This is a genomic window from Burkholderia sp. Bp9012 (assembly GCF_003853825.1).
GTDB lineage: Bacteria > Pseudomonadota > Gammaproteobacteria > Burkholderiales > Burkholderiaceae > Burkholderia > Burkholderia diffusa.
Window position 1 is genome coordinate 28,619 of record NZ_QTQA01000028.1, and the last position, 25,067, is coordinate 53,685.

24 protein-coding genes are annotated in these 25,067 nt (G+C 68.2%); 18 read left to right on the top strand and 6 right to left on the bottom strand.

What is annotated here, in order from left to right:
- Positions 1 to 41 precede the first annotated feature (41 nt).
- The 4 genes from DIE11_RS29755 to DIE11_RS29770 are packed head-to-tail and all read right to left on the bottom strand — an operon-like array spanning position 42 to position 4,953.
- Positions 42 to 1,586, bottom strand: a complete 1,545-nt coding sequence (locus tag DIE11_RS29755; protein ID WP_124628961.1) for a TolC family protein — start codon at positions 1,584 to 1,586, stop codon at positions 42 to 44.
- Positions 1,573 to 3,633, bottom strand: a complete 2,061-nt coding sequence (locus DIE11_RS29760; RefSeq protein ID WP_124628963.1) for an FUSC family protein — start codon at positions 3,631 to 3,633, stop codon at positions 1,573 to 1,575. Before DIE11_RS29760 ends, DIE11_RS29755 begins: the two co-directional genes overlap by 14 nt.
- Positions 3,614 to 4,663: a multidrug transporter subunit MdtN gene (gene mdtN, locus DIE11_RS29765; RefSeq protein WP_124628965.1), complete on the bottom strand. Its 1,050-nt coding sequence runs from the start codon at positions 4,661 to 4,663 to the stop codon at positions 3,614 to 3,616. Before mdtN ends, DIE11_RS29760 begins: the two co-directional genes overlap by 20 nt.
- Positions 4,660 to 4,953: a hypothetical protein gene (locus tag DIE11_RS29770; RefSeq protein WP_124628967.1), complete on the bottom strand. Its 294-nt coding sequence runs from the start codon at positions 4,951 to 4,953 to the stop codon at positions 4,660 to 4,662. Before DIE11_RS29770 ends, mdtN begins: the two co-directional genes overlap by 4 nt.
- A 470-nt stretch (positions 4,954 to 5,423) precedes the next feature.
- Between DIE11_RS29770 and DIE11_RS29780 the strand changes: the two genes are divergently transcribed.
- The gene (locus DIE11_RS29780; RefSeq protein ID WP_059608477.1) at positions 5,424 to 6,572 is read left to right on the top strand and encodes a metallophosphoesterase; all 1,149 of its coding nucleotides are present in this window, start codon (positions 5,424 to 5,426) and stop codon (positions 6,570 to 6,572) included.
- A gap of 7 nt (positions 6,573 to 6,579) precedes the next feature.
- On the opposite strand, the gene DIE11_RS29785 is transcribed toward DIE11_RS29780, so the two are convergent.
- Complete coding sequence (locus DIE11_RS29785; protein WP_059608503.1) at positions 6,580 to 7,167, bottom strand: malonic semialdehyde reductase; 588 nt, start codon at positions 7,165 to 7,167, stop codon at positions 6,580 to 6,582.
- Positions 7,168 to 7,420: 253 nt separating this feature from the next.
- On the opposite strand from DIE11_RS29785, the gene DIE11_RS29790 reads away from it, so the two are divergent.
- The 3 genes from DIE11_RS29790 to DIE11_RS29800 all read left to right on the top strand — a co-directional run bounded on the left by DIE11_RS29790 (position 7,421) and on the right by DIE11_RS29800 (position 9,869).
- Entirely contained in the window at positions 7,421 to 8,026 is a 606-nt protein-coding gene (locus tag DIE11_RS29790) for an alpha-ketoglutarate-dependent dioxygenase AlkB (protein WP_185633846.1), read from the top strand.
- 316 nt (positions 8,027 to 8,342) lie between these two features.
- Positions 8,343 to 8,549 (top strand): hypothetical protein, encoded by a 207-nt coding sequence (locus tag DIE11_RS29795; protein ID WP_059608475.1) that lies wholly within the window; start codon positions 8,343 to 8,345, stop codon positions 8,547 to 8,549.
- 375 nt (positions 8,550 to 8,924) lie between these two features.
- Positions 8,925 to 9,869: an IclR family transcriptional regulator gene (locus tag DIE11_RS29800; protein ID WP_124628971.1), complete on the top strand. Its 945-nt coding sequence runs from the start codon at positions 8,925 to 8,927 to the stop codon at positions 9,867 to 9,869.
- A gap of 112 nt (positions 9,870 to 9,981) precedes the next feature.
- Here DIE11_RS29800 and DIE11_RS29805 read toward each other — a convergent pair whose 3' ends face one another.
- Complete coding sequence (locus DIE11_RS29805; protein ID WP_124628972.1) at positions 9,982 to 11,061, bottom strand: porin; 1,080 nt, start codon at positions 11,059 to 11,061, stop codon at positions 9,982 to 9,984.
- A 445-nt stretch (positions 11,062 to 11,506) separates the two neighbouring features.
- Here DIE11_RS29805 and DIE11_RS29810 point away from each other — a divergent pair, with 445 nt between their 5' ends.
- From DIE11_RS29810 to DIE11_RS29875, 14 genes are all read left to right on the top strand, one after another.
- Positions 11,507 to 11,824 carry a non-heme iron oxygenase ferredoxin subunit gene (locus DIE11_RS29810; protein ID WP_006758060.1) on the top strand — a complete coding sequence of 106 codons (318 nt, stop codon included), beginning with the start codon at positions 11,507 to 11,509 and terminating at the stop codon, positions 11,822 to 11,824.
- Between the two features lies 1 nt (position 11,825).
- Positions 11,826 to 12,137 (top strand): recombinase-like helix-turn-helix domain-containing protein, encoded by a 312-nt coding sequence (locus DIE11_RS29815; RefSeq protein ID WP_059608472.1) that lies wholly within the window; start codon positions 11,826 to 11,828, stop codon positions 12,135 to 12,137.
- Between the two features lie 54 nt (positions 12,138 to 12,191).
- Positions 12,192 to 13,268, top strand: coding sequence for an aromatic ring-hydroxylating dioxygenase subunit alpha (locus DIE11_RS29820; protein WP_059608471.1), 1,077 nt, complete (start codon positions 12,192 to 12,194; stop codon positions 13,266 to 13,268).
- A complete protein-coding gene (locus tag DIE11_RS29825; RefSeq protein WP_124628974.1) occupies positions 13,261 to 14,031 on the top strand; it encodes an SDR family oxidoreductase in 771 nt (256 codons plus the stop codon). Before DIE11_RS29820 ends, DIE11_RS29825 begins: the two co-directional genes overlap by 8 nt.
- A gap of 33 nt (positions 14,032 to 14,064) precedes the next feature.
- Positions 14,065 to 14,592 carry a cupin domain-containing protein gene (locus DIE11_RS29830; RefSeq protein ID WP_009692519.1) on the top strand — a complete coding sequence of 176 codons (528 nt, stop codon included), beginning with the start codon at positions 14,065 to 14,067 and terminating at the stop codon, positions 14,590 to 14,592.
- 18 nt (positions 14,593 to 14,610) lie between these two features.
- Positions 14,611 to 15,507 carry an alpha/beta fold hydrolase gene (locus tag DIE11_RS29835; RefSeq protein WP_124628976.1) on the top strand — a complete coding sequence of 299 codons (897 nt, stop codon included), beginning with the start codon at positions 14,611 to 14,613 and terminating at the stop codon, positions 15,505 to 15,507.
- The gene (locus DIE11_RS29840) at positions 15,504 to 16,361 is read left to right on the top strand and encodes an IclR family transcriptional regulator (protein ID WP_124628978.1); all 858 of its coding nucleotides are present in this window, start codon (positions 15,504 to 15,506) and stop codon (positions 16,359 to 16,361) included. The genes DIE11_RS29835 and DIE11_RS29840 overlap by 4 nt, the downstream gene beginning before the upstream one ends.
- On the top strand, positions 16,358 to 17,155 hold the full coding sequence (locus DIE11_RS29845; RefSeq protein ID WP_124628980.1) for an SDR family oxidoreductase: 798 nt from the start codon (positions 16,358 to 16,360) through the stop codon (positions 17,153 to 17,155). Before DIE11_RS29840 ends, DIE11_RS29845 begins: the two co-directional genes overlap by 4 nt.
- Positions 17,148 to 18,818, top strand: coding sequence for a thiamine pyrophosphate-binding protein (locus tag DIE11_RS29850; protein ID WP_059686269.1), 1,671 nt, complete (start codon positions 17,148 to 17,150; stop codon positions 18,816 to 18,818). The genes DIE11_RS29845 and DIE11_RS29850 overlap by 8 nt, the downstream gene beginning before the upstream one ends.
- The gene (locus DIE11_RS29855; RefSeq protein WP_059608465.1) at positions 18,811 to 19,638 is read left to right on the top strand and encodes an aspartate dehydrogenase; all 828 of its coding nucleotides are present in this window, start codon (positions 18,811 to 18,813) and stop codon (positions 19,636 to 19,638) included. Before DIE11_RS29850 ends, DIE11_RS29855 begins: the two co-directional genes overlap by 8 nt.
- 89 nt (positions 19,639 to 19,727) lie before the next feature.
- Positions 19,728 to 21,218, top strand: coding sequence for an aldehyde dehydrogenase (locus DIE11_RS29860; protein WP_124628982.1), 1,491 nt, complete (start codon positions 19,728 to 19,730; stop codon positions 21,216 to 21,218).
- A gap of 18 nt (positions 21,219 to 21,236) precedes the next feature.
- Complete coding sequence (locus tag DIE11_RS29865; protein WP_124628984.1) at positions 21,237 to 22,199, top strand: VOC family protein; 963 nt, start codon at positions 21,237 to 21,239, stop codon at positions 22,197 to 22,199.
- Positions 22,196 to 23,440 carry an NAD(P)/FAD-dependent oxidoreductase gene (locus tag DIE11_RS29870; RefSeq protein WP_124628987.1) on the top strand — a complete coding sequence of 415 codons (1,245 nt, stop codon included), beginning with the start codon at positions 22,196 to 22,198 and terminating at the stop codon, positions 23,438 to 23,440. Before DIE11_RS29865 ends, DIE11_RS29870 begins: the two co-directional genes overlap by 4 nt.
- Before the next feature lie 28 nt (positions 23,441 to 23,468).
- Positions 23,469 to 24,869, top strand: coding sequence for an MFS transporter (locus DIE11_RS29875; RefSeq protein ID WP_124628989.1), 1,401 nt, complete (start codon positions 23,469 to 23,471; stop codon positions 24,867 to 24,869).
- Positions 24,870 to 25,067: the final 198 nt, after the last annotated feature.

Here is a 25,067-nt window from a genome sequence, read left to right on the forward strand (position 1 = left end):
CCGGTGGCCGGCCGCGAACGGCCGGTGCGTCACGGCGACGGCTACTGCGACGCGCCGATCGTCCCCGTCGCGAGCGCGAGTGCGGCGGCGGCCGACAGCGCGCCGGCGTAGCTGTCGACTTCCGCGTTGCGGGCCGCGAGCAGCTGGCTTTGCGCGATCGTCGCATCGGTGACCGAGCCGACACCGTTGCGGTACGCGGTCAGCGCCGCGTCGTAGCTCGTCTGGGCGGCATCGACGAGCGCCTTGGCCGCGTCGTGCGACGCGAGGCTCGTCTGCACCGCGTTCTGCGCGGCGACGACCTGGCGCACGGCTTCCTCCTTGGTCCGCGTGAGGCGCGCGGACGCGCTTTGCGCGTCGTTGCGCGCCTGCATCAGCACCGCCGAGCGCAGGCCGCCGTCGTACAGCGGAATCGTCACGCCGAGGAACACGCCGCCGCCGTAGCGGCTGCCGTTCAGGTTGACGGTCGGCGCCTGGTCGCCGATCGCAGGCAGTGCGGTGATGGCCGTGCCGCCGCTTGCATACGACGTCGAAGCGGACAGGAAGACTTTCGGCATGAACGCGGCTTCCGCGGCCTTGATCTTTGCGCGATTGGCCTGTTCGAGCGCAAACGCGCCCTGCAGGTCGGGGCGGCGCGCGATCGCGTCCGACACGATCGCGTCGACCGACGAACCGAGCGCGGGCGGCAGCGGCCGTTTCGGCAGCGCGGCGATCGTCGGCTTCGACAGCGGCGAGATGCCGAGCGCGGAGACGAGGGCGAGGTAGCTGTCGCTTTCCGCGCCGCTCGCCTGCACGAGCGCGAGGTTCGCCTGCGCACGGTTCTGCGTGGCCTGCGCAAGCTCGACGACCGTACCGATGCCATGCTTGAGCCGCGCGCGGGACGCCGCGAGGATCGCGTCCGCGTTCGCGAGGCCCTGCTGCGCGCTGACCGCGCGCGAGCGGGCGGCTTCGTACCGGTAATACGCGACGGTCACGTCGTGGATCACCTGCTGGTGCACGGCCGTGAACGCGACGTTCGACGCGATCGACGCCTGCTCGGCCGCTTCGACGCGCGCCGCGCGGCCGCCGAAATCGAACAGCAGCCATTGCAGCGACAGCGCCGAGATCGTGCCGTGCACGGTCGTGTTGCTCGACGCGTCGCCGAGGAGCGTCGACGTCGAGCCGTGGCTCGTCTGGTACGCGCCCATCGCGGTCGCCGAAAGGTTCGGCAGGTACGCGGCCTTCGCGATGCCGACCGCGAGCGCCGCGTTGCGCGCGTCGTTCCATGCGATGCGCGTCAGCGGGTTCGCCGACTCGGCGAGATCGATCAGCTCGGGCAGCGTGTACGCATGGGCGGCATCGAGCGTGGCAGGCGGCGATACCGACGCGAGCGCGGGCGTGGCCGGCAGCGTGTAGTCGTGCGCGCCTTGCGCGGTCGTGAGCGGCGGTGCCGGCACGATGTCGCCCGCGGCCGATGTTTGCGGCTGCCACGGGCGGTCGGACGCCTCCGGCGCCAGATCGATCGACGACGTCGCGCAGCCGGCCAGTGCGACGGCGGTCGCGAGGGCGGCGGCGGCGATCGAGGCGGCCGGCGGTTCAGGTAGGCGCATGGGGAACAGGCTCCTTCGGTGTGGCTTGACGGGCGGCGTCGGCGATGTGCGCGAGCCGCGTGTCGATCAGGTTCAGCAGCGCGTCGCGTGCGGGGTCGATGGGGGCAGCGGGGGCGGCGCCCGGCGGTGGGGCCGGCGGCGCGGGGGAGGCCGCATGAGGCGCGGCTTCGCCGTCACGCAGGTCGACCACGCGTGCGAGCCGATCGCCGATCGCCGCGTCGCCCGGAGCGCGTTCGGCGAGCAGGAACAGCGGGCCTTCGAGCGCGCCGAGTTCCGCGAGTGCGCGCCGTCGCGCGGCGAGCCACGTGGCGGCCGGCCTCACCCACGACGGTTCGTAATGGATCAGGCCGAGCTCCTGCGCGATCGCGCCGTGGCGTGCGAACGCTTCGGCGGCCAGTGCGCGCCGCTCGGCCGGCTGCGCGATCTGCGCGAGGCGCCGCCACTGGTCGAGCAGCGCCGTAAGCGCCGTGTCGATCTGCTTGCCGATGCTGACCGGCCAGATGCGCGTGAACACGAGATACACGACCACGTTGCCGAGCAGGATGCCGATCGTGCGATCGCGCGCGAGCGTGAGGTCGAAGCCGGGGCCCGCGCCCTGGATCACGCACAGGAAGAACGCGAAGGCGACCTGGAAGCCCGCGTAAGCGATGCGCGGCGATCCGAACGCGACCCACGCGGCGAGCCACGCGCCGGTGAACACGAGCGCCATCAGCTCGCCGATCGACGACAGCGACGGCACGACGAACACGAGTGCGGCCGTCCCGATCAGCGCGCCGACGATGCAGCCGGCGATGCGCAGCGTCAGCTTCTCGACCGTTTCGGCCGTCGAGCCGAGCGACACCATGTAGCAGGTGATGAAGCAGGTGTGGATGCCCGGCCAGTCGAGCTGGGAGTACAGCAAGTAGCAGAACATCGCGGCGACCGTCGTTTTCAGCGCATAGCGGACGTGGTCGGGATTGGTGCGCGCATCGGGCAGGAAGAAGCCGCCGCCGGGGGCGGGCGGCGCAGGCGGTGCGGCGGGCTCGGCACGGGTGTCGGCGGTGGCCGTATCGGCCGATGCGTCCTTCAAGGCCGGTTCCGCGAAATGCGTGATCGCCGTGTGCAGATCCGTTGCGACGACGCGCGCGAGCGGCGGCAGCGTATCGGCTGCCGGCAGCGCGAGCGTCACCTCGACCGGATAGCCGCCGCGTTCGAGGATGGCGGCCATGTCGTCGAGCGTCGTTGCGATCGGCTCGACAAACGTGTCGGGCAGCCTTGCGTCGGGTTCGCGGTCGGCGAGCGCGACCGCGACGAGCAGCGCGGTGCTCGATGCGATGGCCTGCCGCAGCGCGACGACGTCGACGGCCGCCGACGAGCCTTCGAGCTTCGATAGCTTGAGCCACGTGAGCAACTGCTTGTCGCCTTCGCGCAGGCTCGCGTCGAACGCGGCGAGCGCGTTGTCGCCGTCATCGCCTCGCAGCCGCCGGGCGGCGAGCCGCAGCCGTTTCGCGAGCTGCGCCTGCGCGAGCTTGCGCGGCGACGGTGCGATCAGCAGGTTGACGACGATCGCGACGCCGACCGGGATCGCGACCATCAGCCACGCATAGAGCAGCGCGCGCGTCGCGGCTTCGCCGAACGGCGCCAGGCCGAGCTGGTCGAGCCCGAAGCCGACGATCATCGCGAGGATCGCGCCGACCGGGCGCAGCTTGCTTGCCGACGTCAGGTAGAGCAGGCCGACCGACAGCACGGCCATGCACGCGACGCGGAGGATCGAATAGTCGATGCTGAAGATCGCGACGCCCATCACGAGCGCGATGACGACCGTGACGAGCAGCAGCATCGCGACCGCGAGCACGACGCTCGTCACGCGGTCCGCGCGGTTCAGGAAGAACACGACGTATACGGAGATCGCGGCCTCCGGCGTGCCGTACCCGCTCGTCACCAGTACGACGAGCGCGCAGATCAGCGCGACGCGCACGGCCATCGCCGTGCGCCCGGGAAACGGCGCGAGCAGTCGCAGGACTTCGCGCGGGCCCGGCGAGCGGACCTCAGCGGCAGGCTGAGCCATGCCGGACCTCGACGATCGCACTGGCGCCGACGCGCACGAGCTTGCCGTCGGGTTCGTCGAGCTTCACGCGCACGGGGAAGCGTTGCGCGACGTGCACCCAGTTCACCGAGTTCTGCACGATCGGCAGCGAGCGCGGCAGGTTGATGCGAGCACTGTCCGCGATGCCCGCGCCGATGCCGACGACCTTGCCCGTCATCGGGCGGCTGCGGTCGATCATCGAATAGACGGTCGCGCAGTCGCCGAGCTCGATGCGGTTCAGCGACGTCTCGCGGAAATTGCCGACGGCGAACCATTCGCTTGCGTCGATCAGCGTGAAGATCGACTGGTTCGGTGCGAGGGTTTCGCCCGCGAGCACGCTCAGGCCCGTCACGAGCCCGTCGTGCGGGGCGCGCACGACCGTGTCGTCGAGCGCGTGCTGCGCGCGGGCCAGCGCGGCCTCGCGCGCATGCAGCGTCGCGATCGCGTCGGCGTCGTCGCCGATCGTCTGCGCGGACGCGCGCTGCTGCTCCTGCGCCTGCGCGAGCGACACGGCCGCGTCGCGCTGGCGGACCTTCGCCTGATCGAACTGCTGCGCGCTGACGTAGCCCTGCGCGGCAAGCGGTGCGAGCCGGTTCACGTCGCGCGTCGCGAGGTCGGCGTTCTGCGTCGCGCGCTTGACCTGCTCGGCGGCGACCGCCGCGTTCGAGCGCTCGCCGATCAGCGACCGGCGGCGCGTGTCGAGCGATGCGCGTGCGAGCTCGAGATCGGCCTGCGCCTGCGCAACCGTCAGCCGGTACGGCACCGGATCGATTTCATACAGCAGGTCGCCTTTGGCGACGCGCTGGTTTTCATGCACCGCGAGCCGCACGATGCGCCCGCCGACAGGCGATGCGACATGCACGACGTCCGAGTCGATCGACGCGTCGTCGGTGGACGGGTAGGCCGTCGTGCGGTGGTACGCGTATGCGAGCGCCGCGATGCCGAGCGCGACGATCGCGAGCGCGATCGCACGGCCTTTGATGGACGGGCGGGCAGTTCCGGCGGCCTTCATGCGAACGGCCCCGTGCCGGTGAGCCAGACGATCACGGCGACCACGAGCCCGATCGCGGTGCAGACGGCAAGCTGGTAAGGGACCGTGGCGGCCCAGCCGGTCGCGACGAATATGCGGTGCGCGACGATCGCGCCGACGATGCCAATGATCGCGCTGACGAGCCAGAGCGGGAAATACGCGCCGAACAGCACGTACGACGGTGCGCCGCGCGATGCGCAGCCCGCGAGCGGCAGGGCGGGCGCCAGGGCGGCGGCGACGCGCAAGGGCGCGCGCGGCATTGTTTTTCTCATGGTGTGGCGAGCTCGACGATGGGGGTGGATGCCGGGCGCGGCGCAATGCGGTTCGCCGCCGCGACGACGATTCCGCGATACGGAGCCGATAATAAAGCAGCACGATGCGGATCGCCAGCCGTCCGTCCCGCATGTGCGGCACGCCCCGTGGCCGGAATCGCGTTTCGGCAGCGGCGTGCGGATCGTCGCGATTCTGCCAGCGTGCGCTCGTGTAGGGTTGCTAACGGACTGTAAAGGATCGTCAGATTAAAGAGGGCGCGCTGCATTTCTCGTGCCGACGCGGCGGAATCGGCGTGGAAACGGCGCGATCACCGCCCGAAGCCACGCGAACCTCCACCCGTGGTCGCGACCGGTCGTCGTAGCCGGGATCTGTGTACCATCGTACGTATGGCGCGAAGCGCGGCATGGGGCGTCACGGCCCCGTGTGACGGATTTCGCGGAAGCCGTATTGCAACGAAGGTGAGCGCTCCATGCGAAGTTTCTTTGTCCGGTTCATTGCAATCGGCGTGTTGTTCCATCTGTACGTCGGGATGCGGATCATTCCCGACGCATTCGCGTCGCCGGCGGCGCGCACGATCGCGGCGCTCGTGCTGGCGAGCTTCGTCGTGCTGATTCCGGTCGGCATGTTCTCGCGCCGCTTCGACGAAGGCTGGGCCGCGACGCTGGTCGGCTGGGCCGGCTCGCTCGTGATGGGCTTCTTTTCGTCGCTGCTCGTACTGACGTTCCTGCGCGAATTCGTGCTGCTCGGCGTGTTCGCGTGGCGGCATCTCGGGCACGACGGCGCGTGGAGCGGCGCTGCAGCCGACACGGCGCTCGGCGTCCTGGCGGCTGCGGTGCTCGTCACCGCGATCGGGTTCGTCGGCGCGCGCCGCACGGCGGCGGTCAAGCGCGTGTCGATTCCGGTCGACGGGCTGCCGGCCGCGCTCGACGGGCTGACGATCGTGCAACTGTCCGACATCCACGTCGGGCCGACGATCAAGCGGCCCTATATCGAACGGATCGTGCGCGCGGTCAATGCGCTCGAGGCCGACCTCGTCGTCGTGACGGGCGACGTGGTCGACGGCTCGGTCAAGCGCCTGCGCGAGCATACGGCGCCGCTCGGCCGCATGCGGTCGCGGCACGGCAGCTTTCTCGTGACGGGCAACCACGAGTATTACGCGGGTGCGCACGAGTGGATCGACGAATTCCGGCGCATCGGGCTGACGGTGCTGCTGAACGAGCACGTGCTGATCGAGCACGACGGCGCGCGCGCGGTGCTCGCGGGCGTGACCGACTTCACCGCCGGCGGGTTCGATCCCGCGCATCGCAGCGACCCCGAGCAGGCGCTGGCGGGCGCGCCGCGCGACGTCGGCACGAAGATCCTGCTCGCGCACCAGCCGCGCAGCGCGGAAGCGGCGAGCCGCGCGGGTTTTACCGTGCAGTTGTCGGGGCATACGCACGGCGGCCAGTTCCTGCCGTGGCCGCCGTTCGTACGGATGCAGCAGCCGGTGATCGGCGGGCTGAGCCGCTTCGGCGATCTGTGGCTCTATACGAGCCGCGGCACCGGATACTGGGGGCCGCCGAACCGCTTCGGCGTGCCGTCCGAGATCGCGCTGATCCGGCTGACGCGCGGCGGTTAGCGAGGCGTCACTCGATGCGCGCGATATCGTCGAAGTCGAAGCGCGGGCTGCGCGGGAACAGGCCGGCCGGGTCGCCGTAGCCGAGATTCACGAGGAAATTGCTCTTGATCGCGGTGCCCGCAAAGAATTCGGCATCGACCTTCGCGCCGTCGAAGCCCGACATCGGGCCCGCATCGAGGCCGAGCGCGCGCGCGGCGAGGATCAGGTACGCGCCCTGCAGCGACGCGTTGCGGAATGCGGTGGCCTCGATCAGCGCAGCGTTGCCGGCGAACCAGCTCCGTGCGTCGGCGTGCGGAAACAGGCGCGGCAAGTGATCGTAGAACGCGAAGTCCATGCCGACGATCACGGTGACGGGCGCGGCCATCGTCTTCGCGAGATTGCCTTCGGACAACGCGGGCTTCAGGCGCGCCTTCGCCTCGGGCGACTTGACGAACACGAAGCGCGCCGGGCTCGAGTTCGCCGACGTCGGGCCGAATTTCGTCAGGTCGATCAGCCGGTGCAGCAGCGCGTCGTCGACGGGTTTGTCCTGCCACGCGTTGTGCGTGCGCGCGGTGCGGAACAGTTGATCGAGGGCGGCATCGGAGAGCGTCGTCATGATGGGATCCGGAAAGAAAGCGGCCGGGTCGCGCCGGCCGGCATGGCGGAAGAACGCAGCGCCCTGGATAAGGGCGCGCTGCGACACGGCGCGATGATAGCGTGGCGCGCGAAAACGCACCGGCGTCGCAATCGGCGATTCGAGCGCTCGGGCGTGTGACGCGCCGGAATGACAGCGCATGGCGGCGCGCGTCGCCGTTGGCTACCATGCAGACATGGTTCGCCCGCATCGTTCACCCCTGCCTGATTCCGACATGTCGACGCCCGATCTTTTCCCCGATACGCCCGCGCCCGACGTGGACTGGTACCCGGACTGGCTCGCGCCGGCCGAGGCCGATCGCGTGCTGGCCGCGCTGATCGACGAGGTCGCGTGGCGGCAGGACACGATCCGCACGCCACGCGGACGCATTCCGCTGCCGCGGCTCACCGCGTGGCAGGGCGAGCCCGACGCCGTCTACGTGTATTCGGGAATCCGCAACGTGCCCGCGCCGTGGACGCCGGCCGTGCTCGACCTGAAGCACGCGGTCGAGGCGACGTGCGGCGCGCGTTTCAACAGCGTGCTGCTCAATCGTTATCGCAACGGGCAGGACAGTCTCGGCTGGCATGCGGACAACGAGCCGGAGCTCGGCGACGCGCCGGTGATCGCGTCGGTGAGCCTCGGTGCGATGCGCGTGTTCGACCTGCGTCATCGTGTGACCGGCGTCGTGCATGCGTACCGGCTGACGCACGGCAGCCTGCTGGTGATGCGCGGCCGCACGCAGGCCGAATGGCAGCACCGAGTGCCGAAGGCGCCGGCCGTGCAGGGCGAGCGCGTCAACCTGACGTTCCGGCGGGTGGTGACGGCGGAGGCGGGCCCGTAGCCGCGCCGATCGGATGGTTCGCCACCCGGGGTCGCGACCCGTTTTCAACCGATCCAGCCCATCGGTCGTCCATGCGGCACGTTGCCGCACACGTTGTGTGCGCGCGGAGGGAATAGGCCCGTAAGGCCCGTGCCATAAGGATTTCAGGTGGATTTCATCGACCGCCCGGTTCTGATAGGCAGGTGTAAGCCCTGATGGTGCGTCGCAACATTCCTTGACTAGACTGTCGAAAAGCTGAAACGCGCCGCGAGCCGGCGCATCTTTTCGACATGTCCGACGCGTTGCCGATGCGGCGCGCAGGGCAGGAGCACAACCCGTGACCGTACTGGACTCATCCCTCGAACCCTCGCTGCACGTCTTCGAACAAGACGGCGGATGGCAATGGGCGCTGACGGTGAAGCGGGCATCTGGCGTCGGTGTGAAAGTCGTTGCATTCAGCACGGACGGCTTCCGCGGCGAAGCCGACGCCTATGCCGCCGGTCAGCTCGCGCGCGTCGAGTACGACGCCGCCGTGACGGCCTGACGCCGTCGCGCCGATCCCGTTCGCGGATCGGCGCGGTCGTTTATTTCCATCCGCTTTTCCATCCGTTTCCTTTCGTGCATCGGTCGGGACTATGCCGCCCGATGCCGCGCACGACGCACCCGAACGCATATCGAGCATTGCCGGCAGGCCGCCGTCATACCCGGCGACGTTCCGATGGGCAGTCCTGTCTATCGCTGTTATCCTTCCGATCGCATCAGGCTATATGAAGGCCCCGCGGTCCGGTCGGGCGCATCGGGCCGCCGGCCGCATGAGCCGGATCGTGTTGATCCGGTCCGGTCGAAAATCCATAATCAAGCATTGCGGGTCTTTCTTGAACGCTTCCATTCCGTCCATGTGCAGAGGGTCAATCCAACGATGAGCGGCGCATCGAAACCGCCGGCGAAGCCGGCAAGCGCGCCGCGTGCGACTGCGGGCGAGGACGTCGACCACGACGCGCCGAAGCAGGGCGCCGGCGACGACGAATCGTCCGGCGGCGCGTCGTCGTATCTGGTGCCGGGCCTCGAACGCGGGCTGCGGATCCTCGCCGAATTCTCGGCGCGCGAACCCGTGCTCGGCGCGCCCGAGCTGTCGAAGCGCATCGGCATCCCGCGCACGACGACCTTCCGCCTGCTGCAGACGCTCGAGGCGCTCGGTTTTCTCGAACGCGTGAACGGCGACCGCCATTTCCGGCTCGGCGTCGGCGTGCTGCGGCTCGGCTTCGAATACCTGAATTCGCTGGAACTGACCGATCTCGGCACACCCGTGCTCGAACGGCTGCGCGACGCGACGGGCCTGTCGACGCACCTGCTGATCCGCGACCAGCGCGACGTCGTGTTCGTCGCGAAGGCACAGAGCAACACGTCGATGTTCGGTTCGGTGAAGGTGCACGTCGGCACGCGGCTGCCGGCGCACGCGACCGTGCACGGGCACGTGCTGATGGGCGACCTCACGCGCGACGCGTTGCGTCAGCTGTATCCGGAAAAGCGGCTCGAACAATTTACCGAACGCACGCCGGGCACCGTCGACGAACTTTACGAGCGCGTGCGTCACTATGCGCGGCTCGGCTACGCGGTCAGCGAGGCCGCGTTCGAGAGCGGCATCTCGGCCGTGACCGCACCCGTGCGCGACCATTCGGGCGCGATCGTCGCGGCGATCACCGCGACGGTGCCGCGCTCGGAGATCGGCGAGGCCGGCGAGAAGGAGCGGCTCGTCGAAGCGGTTTGCGGTGCGGCGGTCGACCTGTCGCAGCGCCTGAACTACCGGCCGCTCGAAAGCGACCCGACGTTCGCGCACGCGCGCCGCCGGGTCGCGATGTTCTGATCCGTCGCACGCGCCGCGTCGTGCGGCTTTATCCATCCATCGCCAATGAAAAAGAGCAGCCCGCGGGCTGCTCTTTTCGTTTCCGGCCTCGGGCGCGTGCGCCCGTCGCCGCTCAGAACGAATGGTGGATGCCGGTCAGCACGATCACCTGGTTCGCGGTGCTCGAAGCGCCGGCCGTGAAGAACGCGGCCTTCGCGCCGCCCGAGCCGTGCTCGTACAGCACGTTCGCGTACAGCTGCGTGCGCTTGGACAGCGAATAGATGTCCCCGAGCTCGACCTGCGTCCAGCGGCGGCCGGCCAGCGTCGTGGTCGCCGCGCCGCCCGCGATCGTGTTGAACGCGCTGCTGCGGTAGTTCACGCCCGCGTCGTAGCTCTGGAACGTATCCGAAAAGCCGTTCGACTGCATCTTCGTGCGCGTGTACAGGCCGTGCACGAGGAAGTCGCCGAACTGGTAGGACGCGCCCGCGCCGATGTTCTCGACCTTGCTCGCGATGTAGCCGTTCGCGGTGTTCTGCCCCTGGAACGACGTGATGCCGGTCGTGCCGATCAGGATCGAGCGGTCATGCTCGTTCGAGTACACGGCGGACGCCTTGAACGGCCCGTTCGCATAGTTCAGCGCGACGCCGACCGACTTGCCGGTCGAGAAGTTCGTCGTGTTGCCGAGCGCCATCGTCGCCGCGGCCGAGAAGCCCGCGAAGCTCGGCGAACGGTACTTGACCGAGTTGTTGTACGGCACGTTGCCGGTCGCGGCGAGCCCGTCGATGTTGCCGGGGTGGAACGCATACCAGCTCATCGCGAGGTAGGCCGTGCTGAGCGGATCGAGATAGTCGAACGTCAGCGGCGTCTGCCGGCCGAGCGTCAGCGTGCCGTAGCGTTCCGAGCTGAGGCCGACGAATGCCGCGCGGTTCCAGATCGTGTTCGCAGTCGCGAACTGGCCGTTGTTCGTATAGAAGCCGTTTTCGAGCTGGAAGATCGCCGACAGGCCGTCGCCGAGGTCTTCTTTGCCCTTCAGGCCCCACCGATCGGGCTGCGTATTGCCCTGGATCATCGCCCACTTCGCATGGCCGCCGACGTTGTTCACGTACGCGACGCCCGCATCCATGCTGCCGTACAGCACCACGCTGCTCTGCGCCCACGCGCCCGACGCTGCGCCCAATCCGATCACTGCTGCTGCTACCGCATGCTTGACCATTTGATCTCCTGAATCTCCAACCTGATGAAAACGTGCCGTGGCGGCACGCGCGGGAACGGCCGGCCGTCGCGCGTTTTCGCCATCGAGTGGGCATTCGTATGTTCCATATAAGGAACAATGTGCCTCTGATGGAATGGAGTATAGAGGCGTCCAGCACCGGATCAAAAATAATTTTTTCGGGACGGATGGGTTTCTGACCGATGCCCGGTCTCGGTGCGCGAAGCCCGCGTAAACCCGGTAAATCCCCGCCATATAACAAAAAAATTCGTTTGACGAGATCGGCGCGCGAGAGCGCCGACCCGACGGTCAGTGTTTTCCCTAGGACGTGCAGCTTTTTGTTTTACTCGCGGAAAGTCGCTCCTATAATCACCATCCATAAACTGCTGTTCCGGGTATGGAACAAATCCGGAGCGAACCGAGAGTCGATCAGAAGGAAAGGTGTGAGATGTCTGAACAATGGGTTTGTGCCGGGCACGCCGGCGCGCTGTCGGAAGACACGCCGATCGAGTTCAAGCGGACCGACGGCGTCGAAATCGGGATCTACCGCGTCGGCGACGAGGTGTATGCGCTCGAGAACGTGTGCCCGCATGCATACGCGCTACTGACGCAGGGGTTCGTCGACGAAGGCACTGTCGAATGCCCGCTGCACGAGGCCGTGTTCGACATCAAGACGGGCGAATGCCTGAAGGGTCCGGGCGGACGCGCACTGAAGCAGTACGCGGTGCGGCTGGCCGGCGAGGAAATCCAGATCAAGGTGGAATGACATGAAAGAAGCGACCGTCAACTTCAATCCCTTCCTGAAGCCGTGGGTGGCGCCGCAGCCGAACAACGTCGCCGGCAAGGGGCAGATCGAGATCCCGGGCCAGGTCGAGAACCAGGTCTGGCAGAACCGCAAGGCCGAGCCCACCCAATATGAAAACGACCTCGGCGACGCGCTCGAACGCGTGTTCGAGAGCGGGGCGACCGAGCTGGACGATGTCGTCGCGGGCCTGAACCGCATCGGCTTTCGCGCGCCGGACGGCACGGCGTGGACGCCTGAGCGCTTTCGCGCCGAAATGGCCTCGCTGGCGGAATGAGCGCGCGCACCGCGTGACCGCCGACCCGACGACAACCGCATCCGGAGCACACTGATGACGTCCCCCGCACAACACGAAACACAACACGACCCGGTCCGCGCGTATCTCGACCGCGGCATCAAGAACTACTGGTATCCCGTCGCCCCGAGCTGGCAGGTGTCGAACGCGCCTGTCGGCCTCACGCGCCTGTCCGAGCAGATCGTGCTGTGGCGCGATCACGAAGGCAAGGTTCACGCGCTGGAAGATCGCTGCCCGCACCGCGGCGCGCGCCTGTCGCTCGGCTGGAACCTCGGCGGCAACATCGCCTGCTGGTATCACGGCATCGAAGTCGACGGCGGCGGCACCGTCAATCGCGTGCCGGCGGTCGCGAACTGTCCGCTCGAAGGCATGAAGTGCGTGAAGTCCTATCCGGTCGAAGAGAAGGCCGGCGCGATCTTCCTGTGGTTCGGCGATGAAGCGCACGGCGAGCCGGCGCCGCTGAACCTGCCCGAGGAACTGGTCGACGACGCATACGGCCACTTCCTGTGCGTGTCGAACTGGAAGTGCAATTACCAGTACGCGATCGACAACGTGATGGACCCGATGCACGGCGCGTACCTGCATGCCACCTCGCACTCGATGGCCGAAGGCGACAAGCAGGCCGACATGCGCGTACGCAAGACGGAAACGGGCCTGATGTTCGAGAAGATCGGCCAACGCGACGTGAACTTCGACTGGGTCGAGCTCGGCGAAACGGGCTGCCTGTGGATGCGCCTCGCGATTCCGTACAAGCAGAAGTTCGGCCCGGGCGGCAACTTCGGGATCATTGGCTTCGCGACGCCGGTCGACGGCGACAACTGCCAGGTCTATTTCTGGCGCACCCGCAAGGTCAGCGGCTGGCAGCGCGACGTCTGGCGCTTCATGTACCGCAACCGCCTCGAGGGCCTGCACTGGGACGTGCTCGAGCAGGACCGCTACGTCCTCGAAAGCCTCGCGCCGAATGCGCGCGATCACGAATACCTGTACCAGCACGACGTCGGCATGACGCGTGTGCGCCGGATGCTGCGCACGCGTGCGCAGGAGCATCTTTCCGCACTCGACGCGCATCGCGCGGCGCAGGCGCAGGCCGCATCGGAGCCGGCAAATGGCTGAGCGCGCTCCGGTCGTGTCGCTCGCGGGTCGCCGCGTGCTCGTCACGGGCGGCGCGCGCGGGCTCGGCGCGGCGTTCGTGACGGCGCTCGTCGACGCGGGCGCGCAGGTCGCGTTCGGCGACGTGCTGGCCGACGAAGGCCGTGCGCTTGCCGCGCAACTCTGCGAAGCGGGCCACGTCGCGCATTTCTTCGCACTCGATCTCGCCGATCCGGCGAGCGTCACCGCGTTCGTCGCGCAGGGCGCGGCGGCGCTCGGCGGCATCGACGCGTTGATCAACAACGCGGCGATCACGAACTCCGGCGGCAAGCTGTCGACGGAACTCGACGTGTCGACGTGGGACGCCGTGATGAACGTGAACGTGCGCGGCGTGTGGCTCGTCAGCAACGCGGCGCTGCCGTACCTCGCGCAGTCGGGCCGTGGCGCGATCGTGAACCTCGCATCGGATACCGCGCTGTGGGGCGCGCCGAAGCTGCTCGCGTACGTCGCGAGCAAGGGCGCCGTGATCGCGATGACGCATGCGCAGGCGCGCGAGTTCGGCGCGCACGGCGTGACGGTCAACGCGATCGCGCCGGGGCTGACCGAAGTCGAGGCGACGGCCTACGTGCCGGCCGAGCGCCACGCGTTCTACATGCAGGGCCGCGCGCTGACGCGCGCGCAGGTGCCCGACGACGTGACGGGCCCCGTGCTGTTCCTGCTGTCGGACGGCGCGCGCTTCGTGACGGGTCAACTGCTGCCGGTCAACGGCGGCTTCGTAATGAATTGAATTGAAGTTTCACTCTGAATGAAGGAGAGGACGATGGCGGATGCAGATCTCGAACGCAAGTCGTGGGACCAGCCGGAAGGCGCAAGCTTCGGCGACTGGATGGAAGGGCGTGTCGCGCGCTACGCGACGCGGCGCTACGACTGGGATGCGCTGAAGTTCCAGGCCGACTACGACCCGAAGTATCGCCGTGCGCAGATGCGCTACGTCGGCACGGGCGGCACGGGCGTCGCGAAGGACGTCAACACGGTGCCGGCCGGCAACTTCACGTTTTCGACGATGGTCATCCCGGCCGGCAACATCGGCCCGAGCCACATCCACATCGACGTCGAGGAAATCTTCTTCGTGCTGCGCGGCAAGATGAAGGTGATCTGCGAGCGCGACGGCGAGACCTGGGAAGCGATCCTCGGCGAGCGCGACCTGATCTCGGTGCCGCCGGGCGTGTATCGCACGGAAATCAACATCGGCGAGGAAGACGCGCTGATGTGCGTGATGCTCGGTTCGCCGAAGCCCATCACGCCGACGTATCCGCCGGATTCGCCGCTCGCGAAGATCAAGCGCTGAGACGGGGCGGAACAAGCAATGAGTGTCATCGACAAACGTGAACGCGACCGCACCGCGGCGTTCGCCGCGCTGCTCGGGCAGTTTCCCGAACGGCGCTGCGCGGCCGGCGCGGCGGGCACGATCGGTTTTCGCGAGGCCGGCGCGCAGCATGCGGGCCACGCGCTGCCCGTCGTGCTGCTGCACGGGATCGGCTCGGGCGCAGCATCGTGGGTGCGCCAGCTCGACACGCTCGGCGCGTCGCGACGCGTCCTGGCGTGGGATGCGCCCGGCTACGGCGTGTCGACCCCGGTGCACGGCGCGTCGCCGGCGGCCGCCGATTACGCGGCGTCGCTGAACGCGTGGCTCGAGGCACTCGGCATCGAACGCTGCGTGCTGGTCGGGCATTCGCTCGGCGCGATCGTCGCAGGCGGGTTGGCCCGTCTGATGCCCGCGCGGATCGCCGGCCTGCTGCTGATCTCGCCCGCGGGCGGTTACGGCAGCGCGCCCGCGGAAACGCGCGACACGCGCCGCGATGCACGCCTTGCCATGCTCGAGGAACTCGGCCCGGCCGGACTCGCCGAGCAGCGCAGCGGCAACATGCTGTCGGGCTTCGCGAGCGAGGATGCGCGTGCGTGGGTGCGCTGGAACATGGCGCGCATCGTGCCGGCCGGCTATGCGCAGGCCACGCATCTGCTCGCGAACGCCGATCTCGCGTCCGATCTCGCCGGCTTTCGCGGTCGCACGGCGGTGGCGGTCGGCGCGAACGACGCGATCACGCCGCCTGCCGCGTGCGAGCGCATCGCCGCGGCAGCGCACGTCGGGTTGCAGGTGATTCCGCAGGCAGGTCATGCGGGTTACGTGGAAGCACCGGGGGTTTATTCGTCGCTGATCGACGCGTTCTGCCGTCAGTGCGATCGTCAACGGGGGCTGGAATGAGAGAACCGTTGCAGCAGCAGGATGCGGACTCCGCGAAGTCCGAGGCCAACTACGTGGTGCCGGGCCTCGAACGCGGTTTGCGAATCCTCGCCGAATTCTCGCCGCGCGAGCCGGTACTGGGCGCGCCGGAGTTGTCCAAGCGGCTCGGCATTCCGCGCACGACGGTGTTCCGTCTGCTGCAGACGCTCGAATCGCTCGGCTTTCTCGAGCGCGCGGACAAGGATCGAAACTACAAGCTCGGCATCGCCGTCCTGCGGCTCGGCTTCGAATACCTGAGCTCGCTCGAGCTGACCGATCTCGGCCTGCCCGTGATCGAGAGCCTGCGCGACGCGACCGGTTTCACGACGCACATCGTGATCCGCGACGGCCGCGACGTGGTGTTCGTCGCGAAGGCGCAGAGCCAGTCGCCGGTGTTCAGCTCGATTCGCGTGAACGTCGGCACACGCTTGCCCGCGTATGCGACGACGCACGGCCACGTGCTGATGGGCGACCTGTCGTTGAATGAGCTGCGCGCGCTGTATCCGGAAGGCACGCTGAACCGGATGACGAGCGCGACGCCGGAGACGGTCGACGCGCTGTACGAAGTGATCCGCGAGGATGCGCTGCGCGGCTACGGCGTCAGCAATTCGTCGTTCGAACGCGGCATTTCGGTGGTCACGGCGCCGGTGCGCAACGACACGCAGAGGATCGTCGCGTGCATCACCGTGACGGTGCCTCGGCCGGAGATCGACGCGGCGCTGATCGCCGACGGCCTGATCGACAAGGTGCAGCGCGCGGCGGCGGAACTGTCGCGGCGGCTCAATTACCGCTCGGATGACGAGCACACGTTTATGAAGGCTTTAGGACTCCGATGATTGAGATCGATCTGACGGGGCAGGTGGCGGTGGTGACGGGCGGTTCGTCCGGCATCGGCCTCGCGACTGCCGAACGGTTCCTGCAGGCCGGCGCGTCGGTCGCGATTTGCGGCCGCGACGGCGAACGCCTCGCGCGCGCGCAAGCGCTGCTCGGCGAGAAATACCCGGACGCGCAACTGCTCGCCGTGCGCTGCAACGTGCTCGACGAAGCCGATGTGGCCGCGTTCGCGCAGACCGTGTCCGACCGCTTCGGCCGCGCCGACATGCTGGTCAACAACGCAGGCCAGGGCCGCGTGTCGACCTTCGCGGACACGACCGACGACGCATGGCGCGAAGAGCTCGATCTGAAGTACTTCAGCATCATTCGCCCGACGCGCGCCTTCCTGCCGCTGCTGCGCGACGCGCAGGCGCCGACGATCACCTGCGTGAACTCGCTGCTCGCGCTGCAGCCGGAGCCGCACATGGTCGCGACGTCGTCGGCGCGCGCGGGTGTGCTGAGCCTCGTGAAGTCGCTCGCGACCGAACTCGCGCCGCAGCGCATCCGCGTGAACTCGATCCTGATCGGCATCGTCGAGTCGGGTCAATGGCGCCGCCGCTACGAAGCGCAGGCGCAGGCCGGCGAAAGCTGGGAGGACTGGACGGGCGCGCTCGCCCGCAAGAAGAACATCCCGCTGAACCGCTTCGGCAAGCCTGACGAGGCAGCCTGGGCACTTTTTTATCTCGCAACGCATCTGTCGTCCTACACGACGGGCAGCCATATCGACGTTTCTGGAGGCTTTGCACGCCATGTCTAAAAAAACCACGGTTGGCGAGCTGATTGCCGCCTTTCTCGAGCAGTGCGACGTCAAAACCGCATTCGGTGTCATCTCGATCCACAACATGCCGATCCTCGACGCGATCAACTCGCGCGGCAACATCCGGTATGTCGGCGCGCGCGGTGAAGCGGGCGCGGTGAACATGGCCGACGGCCTCGCCCGCGTGTCGGGCGGCCTCGGCGTCGCGTTCACGAGCACCGGCACGGCGGCGGGCAACGCAGCGGGTGCGATGGTCGAGGCGCTGACGGCCGGCACCGCGCTGCTGCACATCACGGGGCAGATCGAGACGCCGTACCTCGACCAGGATCTCGCCTACATCCACGAAGCGCCGGACCAGCTCACGATGCTCGACGCGATCTCGAAGGCCGCGTTCCGCGTGCGCACGGTCGAGACCGTGCTGCCGACGATCCGCGAAGCGGTGCGCATCGCGCAGACCGCGCCGACGGGGCCCGTGTCGGTCGAGATTCCGATCGACATCCAGGCTGCCGAAATCGAGTGGCCGGAAGATCTCGCGCCGGCGCACGTCGCGGTGCGCGAGCACGACGACGCACGCGTCGCGAAGCTCGCCGATGCGTTGGCGGCCAAGCGCCGTCCGCTGTTGTGGATCGGCGGCGGTGCGCGCCACGCCCGTGCGGAAGTCGAACGCCTGGTGAAGCTCGGCTTCGGCGTCGTGACGAGCGTGCAGGGGCGCGGCGTGCTGCCGGAGGATCACCCGGCGACGCTCGGCGCGTTCAACGTGCATGCGTCCGTCGAAGCGTTCTACAAGACCTGCGACGCGCTCGTCGTGGTCGGCTCGCGCCTGCGCGGCAACGAGACGCTGAAGTACAAGCTCGCGCTGCCGCAGCCGCTGTTCCGCATCGACGCCGACGCGCTCGCCGACAACCGCGGCTATCGCAACGAGCTGTTCGTGCACGGCGATTCGAAGCGCGTGCTGGCCGAGCTGGCCGATCGCCTCGAAGGCCGCCTGTCCGTCGATCCGCAGTTCGCGGCCGATCTCGCGGCGGCACGCGAGCAGGCCGTCGCCAGCGTGTCGGAAGGTCTCGGGCCCTACAAGAAGCTGGTCGATACGCTGCAGGGCGCGGTGGGCCGCGACTACAACTGGGTGCGCGACGTGACGATTTCGAACAGCACGTGGGGCAACCGCCTGCTGAAAATCTTCGAACCGCGCGCTGGCGTGCATGCGCTCGGCGGCGGCATCGGCCAGGGCATCCAGATGGGCATCGGCGCGGCACTGGCCGGCGCGGCGGCGAAGACGGTCTGCCTGGTCGGCGACGGCGGCCTGATGGTCAACGTCGGCGAGCTCGTGACGGCCGTGCAGGAAAACGCGAACGTGATGATCGTGCTGATGAACGACCAGTGCTACGGCGTGATCCGCAACATCCAGGACGCGCACTATGGCGGCCGCCGCTGCTTCGTGCAGCTGCACCAGCCGGATTTCGCACAGTTCTGCGCGAGTTTCGGCCTCACGCACTACCGGATCTCGTCGCTCGACCAGGCCGAAGCGATCGTGCGCGAAGGGATGGCGAAGGAAGGGCCGGTGATGGTTGAAGTCGACATGCTGTCGGTCGGCTCGTTCGCATCGCAGTTCGCAGGCCCGCCGGTGAAGAAGGAAGAAACGCCGTCGGAGCGGCAGTATGCGTAACAACCACGCCCACGGGCATGCGCCCGTCGACATCGCGATGATCGGCTTCGGCGCGATCGGTGCGGCCGTGTATCACGCGGTCGAGCACGATGCATCGTTGCGCGTCGCGCACGTGATCGTGCCCGAGCACCAGCGCGACGCGGTGCAGCGTGAGCTCGGAAGCGCGGTGGAGGTCGTATCGTCGGTCGATGCACTGGCCCACCTGCCCGAGTTCGCGCTCGAATGCGCGGGGCACGGCGCGCTCGTCGATCACGTCGTGCCGCTGCTGAAGGCCGGCACCGATTGCGCGGTCGCATCGATCGGCGCGCTGTCCGACCTTGCGCTGCTCGACGTGCTGTCGCAGGCCGCCGACGAAGGCGACGCGACGCTGACGCTGCTGTCCGGCGCGATCGGCGGAATCGACGCGTTGGCGTCGGCGAAGCAGGGCGGCCTCGACGAGGTGCTGTACGTCGGCCGCAAGCCGCCGCTCGGCTGGCTCGGCACACCTGCCGAGGCGTTGTGCGACTTGCGTGCGATGACCGAAGAGAAGGTGATCTTCGAGGGCACCGCACGCGACGCCGCGCGGCTGTATCCGAAGAACGCGAACGTCGCGGCGACGGTCGCGCTCGCGGGCCTCGGCCTCGACGCGACGCGCGTGCGCCTGATTGCCGATCCGGCCGTCGCGCGTAACGTGCACCGCATTACCGCACGCGGCGCGTTCGGCGAAATGTCGCTCGAAATGAGTGGCAAGCCGTTGCCCGACAACCCGAAGACGTCCGCGTTGACCGCGTACAGCGCGATCCGCGCGCTGCGCAACCGCGCGGCCCGCTGCGTGATCTGAGCGTGCGACGCAGCCATTCGGGCCATTGAACGGCCGCCGGCGCCACGGCGCGGGCGGCTGCGCAGAGACAGATTAGTGGGACTTGTGACATGACTCCATTCGATACGAGCCTCGTACCCAACGGCGACATCCTGATCGGCGGCGAGTGGCGGCGCGGTCGCGGCGCGCCTTACGCGAGCATCTACCCGGCCGACCAGTCGCTGAACATGGAAGTATCGACGGCGAACGCGGAAGACGCGGCCGAAGCCGTCGTGGCCGCCGACGCCGCGTGGCGCCGCGCCGACTGGGCCGGCCTCAAGCCGCACCAGCGCGCGCTGGTGCTGTACCGGATCGCCGACCTGATCATGCAGCGTCACGAGGCGCTCGCGAACCTGCAGCGCCGCGACAACGGCAAGCCGATCGGCGAGACGCGCGTGCTGGTGGCGAGCGCCGCCAACACGTTCCGCTATTTCGCGGCGTGCCTGGAAACGCTCGACGAGGAACTGACACCGTCGCGCGGCGACTACCTGACGATGAGCGTGCACGAGCCGATCGGCGTGATCGCGGCGATCACGCCGTGGAATTCGCCGATCGCATCCGACGCGCAGAAGCTCGCGCCGGCGCTCGCCGGCGGCAACGCGGTGGTGCTCAAGCCGGCCGAAGTCACGCCGCTCGTGTCGCTCGCGCTGGCCCGCATCTGCGAGGAGGCCGGCGTGCCGAAGGGCGTGCTGAGCGTGCTGCCGGGCAAGGGCTCGGTGATCGGCGACGTGCTCGTGCGCCATCCGCTCGTGAAGAAGGTGTCGTTTACCGGCGGCACCGAAGTGGGCCGCGGCATCGCGCGCATCGCCGCCGAGAAGCTGATGCCCGTGTCGCTCGAACTCGGCGGCAAGTCGCCGACGATCGTGTGCGACGACGCCGATCTCGATCACGCGGTCAACGGCGTGCTGTACGGCATCTTCAGCTCGTCGGGCGAGGCGTGCATCGCGGGTTCGCGCCTGTTCGTGCAGCGCGCGATCTACGACACGTTCATGCAACGCCTCGTCGAAGGCGCGCGCAAGCTGCGCGTGGGCGACCCGACGCGGCCCGACACGCAGATGGGCCCGCTGATCACCGCGAAGCATCGTGAATCGGTGGAGCGCTACGTCGCGCTCGGGCTGGAGGAAGGCGGCCGCCTGCTGTGCGGCGGCGAGCGGCCGTCGGGCGACGGGCGCGAGGACGGCTTCTTCTACCAGCCGACGATTCTCGAAGGTTTGCCGAACACCGCGCGCATCTGCCAGGAAGAAATCTTCGGACCGGTGCTGGTCGCAATGCCGTTCGACGACGAAGCGTCGCTGATCGCGCAGGCGAACGACAGCGTGTTCGGCCTTGCCGCCGGCATCTGGACGCGCGACTACAAGCGCGCGTGGCGCATTGCGCGCGCGCTCGAGACGGGCACCGTCTGGATCAACACGTACAAGCTGTTTTCGATCTCCACGCCGTTCTCGGGCTGGAAGGAGAGCGGGATGGGCCGCGAGAAGGGCCGTCTCGGCATCCGCGAGTACATGCAGCAGAAGAGCCTCTACTGGGGCTTGAACGACGCGCCGCTGCCGTGGGCGAACTGAGCGAAGGGGAATGACGCAATGAGCATCTTGGGTATCGAGCAGATCACGTACGGTGTCGACGACCTCGCGACGTGCCGGCGCTTTTTCGCCGACTGGGGGCTGAAGGAAGTCGCGCACGACGACACGCGCGCACGTTTCGAAACGCTGAACGGCTGCACCGTGCTGGTCGCCAAGGCCGACGATCCGTCGCTGCCGCCGGCGTTCGAGGCGGGTCCGACGCTGCGCGAGGTGACGTGGGGTGTCGCGACGAAGCTGGAACTCGACACGCTGCGCACGAAACTGGCTGGCCAGCCAGGCTATTACGCGCACGACGACGCGGTGGGTTGCATCGATCCGAACGGCATGGCGATTCGCGTCGAAGTCACGCGCAAGCGCGAACTCGACATCACCGGCTCGCCGTCGAACGTGTGGGGCCAGACGCTGCGCGTCGACCAGCCGAGCCCGATCTATCCGCGCGCGGAACCGGTCGAGGTCGGCCACGTGGTGTTCTTCACGAACTGCCTCGACGCGCAGGAAACGTTCTATCACGAGCTGCTCGGCTTCGAGACGTCGGATCGCTATCCGGGCCGCGGCGCGTTCATGCGTTGCGCGCCGCATGGCGGCCACCACGACCTGTTCCTGCTCGCGTTGCCGAACGGCAAGCGCGGCCTGAACCACGTCGCGTTCACCGTGCGGGACATCCACGAAGTGTTCGGCGGCGGCATGCACATCGACCGCTGCGGCTGGGAAACGCAACTCGGCCCGGGCCGTCATCCGGTGTCGTCCGCGTATTTCTGGTACTTCCAGAACCCGGCCGGCGCGCTGATCGAGTACTACGCGGACGAAGACGTGCTGACGCCCGAGTGGCAGCCGCGCGAATTCGAACCTGGCCCGACCGTGTTCGCCGAATGGGCCGTCGACGGCGGCCTCGACGGCAACACGCGCCGGCAGAAGAACGCGAAGGCGCCGGAAGGCAAGTTCATGACGGAGCGCAAATCATGACCGAAGCGAACTCGCAGGCGTCGGCCGTGCCCGGCACGGTCGTCGTGATCGGCGGCGGCCAGGCCGCCGGCTGGGTGCTGAAGACGCTGCGCGCGGAAGGGTTCGCGGGCCGCCTCGTGATGATCGCCGACGAGCCGCACCTGCCGTACGAACGCCCGCCGCTGTCGAAAGCCGTGCTGGCCGGCGATGCCGACATCGAAACGGTGCGCGTCGTGCGTCCCGACGAATTCGACGCGCTGAACGTCGAGGCGTGGCAGCCGGAACGCGCGGTGTCGATCGACCGTGCGCGCCGCGTGGTGAAGACCGAAAGCGGGCTCGAGATCGAATACGACCGTCTCGTGATCGCCACTGGCGGCACGTCGCGTCGCTTGCCTGATGCAATCGTCAGGACGCCGAACCTGCACTACCTGCGCACGCTCGACGAAGCGGCCGCGCTCGGCGAAAAGCTGCGTGCGAGCCGGCGCGTGCTCGTGATCGGCGGCGGCTGGATCGGCCTCGAAGTCGCTGCGACCGCACGCAAGCTCGGCGTCGAAGCGGTCGTCGTCGAAGGCGCTCCGCGTCTGTGCGGGCGTTCGGTGCCGCAGATCGTGTCGGACTTCCTGCTCGACCTGCATCGCGCGAACGGTGTCGACGTGCGTCTCGGCGCGGCGCTCGCATCGCTCGACGCGCAACCGGACGACGCGTCGAAGGTGCGCGCGACGCTCGCCGACGGCACGACGATCGACGCCGATTTCGCGGTGGCCGGCATCGGCCTTGCGCTGAACGCGACGCTGGCGAGCGACGCGGGCCTGGCGATCGACGACGGCATCGTGGTCGACGAATTCGGTGCGACCAGCGACCCGGCGATCTTCGCGTGCGGCGACGTCGCGAACCATCACAACGGCTGGCTGAAGCGGCGCGTGCGGCTCGAATCGTGGGCGAACGCGCAGAACCAGGCGATCGCGGCAGCGAAGGCCGTGCTCGGCGTGCGCGAGCCGTACGCGGAGATTCCGTGGTTCTGGTCCGATCAGTACGACGTGAACCTGCAGATCCTCGGCGATCTGCCGGCCGATGCGCAGCTCGTCGTGCGCGGCGATCTCGCCGCGCGCCGCGCGACGCTATTTTTCGTAGGCGATGGGCATGTGAGAGGTGTCATCGCCGTCAACAACGCACGTGAGCTCAAGCTCGCACGCAAGTGGATGAACCAGGGCCGGGCAGTGGATACGGAAGCCCTGGCGGACACGACCAAACCGCTTGCCTGACCGGCGAACGATCCAGGAGACACCCCGCATGAGCACTTTCGACAACGTCGTGGCCGGCAGGGCCACGATGGAAGCTGCCGCCTCCACGCCCGGCGCGATCATCGCGCGGCTCGAGCGGCTCCCGGCCAACGCGATGCAGATCCGTGCGCGCGTGCTGATCGGCACCGCCACGTTCTTCGACGGCTTCGACGTGATCACGATCGCGGCGACGCTGCCGCTGCTGATTCACAAGTGGGGGCTGTCGCCGACGCAGATCGGCATGCTGATCGCGTCCGGCGCGATCGGCCAGCTGATCGGTGCGTTCCTGTTTCCCGCGCTCGCGGAAAAGCATGGCCGCGTGAAGGCGATCGCGTGGAGTTCGGCCGTGATCGGCATCACGAGCATCGCGTGCGGCTTCGCGCCGACGTTCGAGATATTCGTGCTGCTGCGGATTTTGCAGGGGCTCGGTCTCGGCGGCGAACTGCCGGTCGCGGCCACGTACATCAACGAAATCACGCGTGCGCACGGTCGCGGCCGCTTCGTGCTGTTGTATGAAATCGTGTTTCCGATCGGTTTGCTGGTGTCGATGGCGCTGGGCGCATGGCTCGTGCCGCGGTTCGGCTGGGAGATCATGTACTTCGTCGGCGGGCTGCCGTTGATCCTCGCGCTGGTGCTCACGCATCTCGTGCCGGAATCGCCGCGCTGGCTCGCATCGCGCGGGCGCCTCCCCGAAGCCGGGCGCGCGGTCGGTGTGTTCGAATCGTCGGTGCGCGGCGAACTGCCGCCGGTCACGCAGGTGGCCGCGTACGACGAGATGGTGCGCCAACACCCGAAGCGCCGGATGAGCGACCTGTTCAGCGCCGCGTATCGCAAGCGCACGCTTGCCGTGGCGACGCTCTGGGCGACCTGCGGGTTTATCCAGTACGGGCTGTCCACGTGGCTGCCGACGATCTACAAGAACTTCTATCACGCGCCGTTGCAACTCGCGCTGAATCTCGCGGTGATCGGCTCGGTGATGGGCGTGCTCGGGTCGCTTGCGTCGGCGCTGCTCGTCGACAAGCTCGGACGCAAGCCGGTGATCGTGTGGTCGTTCGTGCTGTGCGCGCTGTCGTTGGCGTTCGCGGGCCTCTATCACGCATCGTCGGTGTATGTCGTCGCGGTGTTCTGCTCGCTGTCGCTGGGGCTGATGGCATCGGGCTTCATCACCGCGTACGTCTATACGCCGGAGCAGTATCCGACGAGCATCCGTGCGTCGGGCTGCGGGCTCGGCAGCGCGTGGCTGAAGATCGCGTCGTTCGCGGCGCCGATGATCGTGCCGCACGCGATCATCGGCGGCAGCCTCGCGCCGGCGTTCTACCTGATCGGCATCGTGCCGCTGATCGCGGCGGTGACCGTGCACTTCGTCGGGATCGAGACGAAAGGCAAGGTGCTGGAGGCGCTCGAAGCGTAAGCGCGGCTGGCAGCAACGGCTGACGTGGAAGGCCCGGACATCGTCCGGGCCTTGTTGTTTTCCGGCGATCGCGTTCGGCGCTCGCGAGCGAGCGGCGCGGGTAGTGCGGTGCGTCCGGTGCGAACGAATGTCGCATCGGCATCGTTTCGCGGTGGACGTAGAGTCGAACGGTAGCGAACGCAACGATACCGGGAGGAT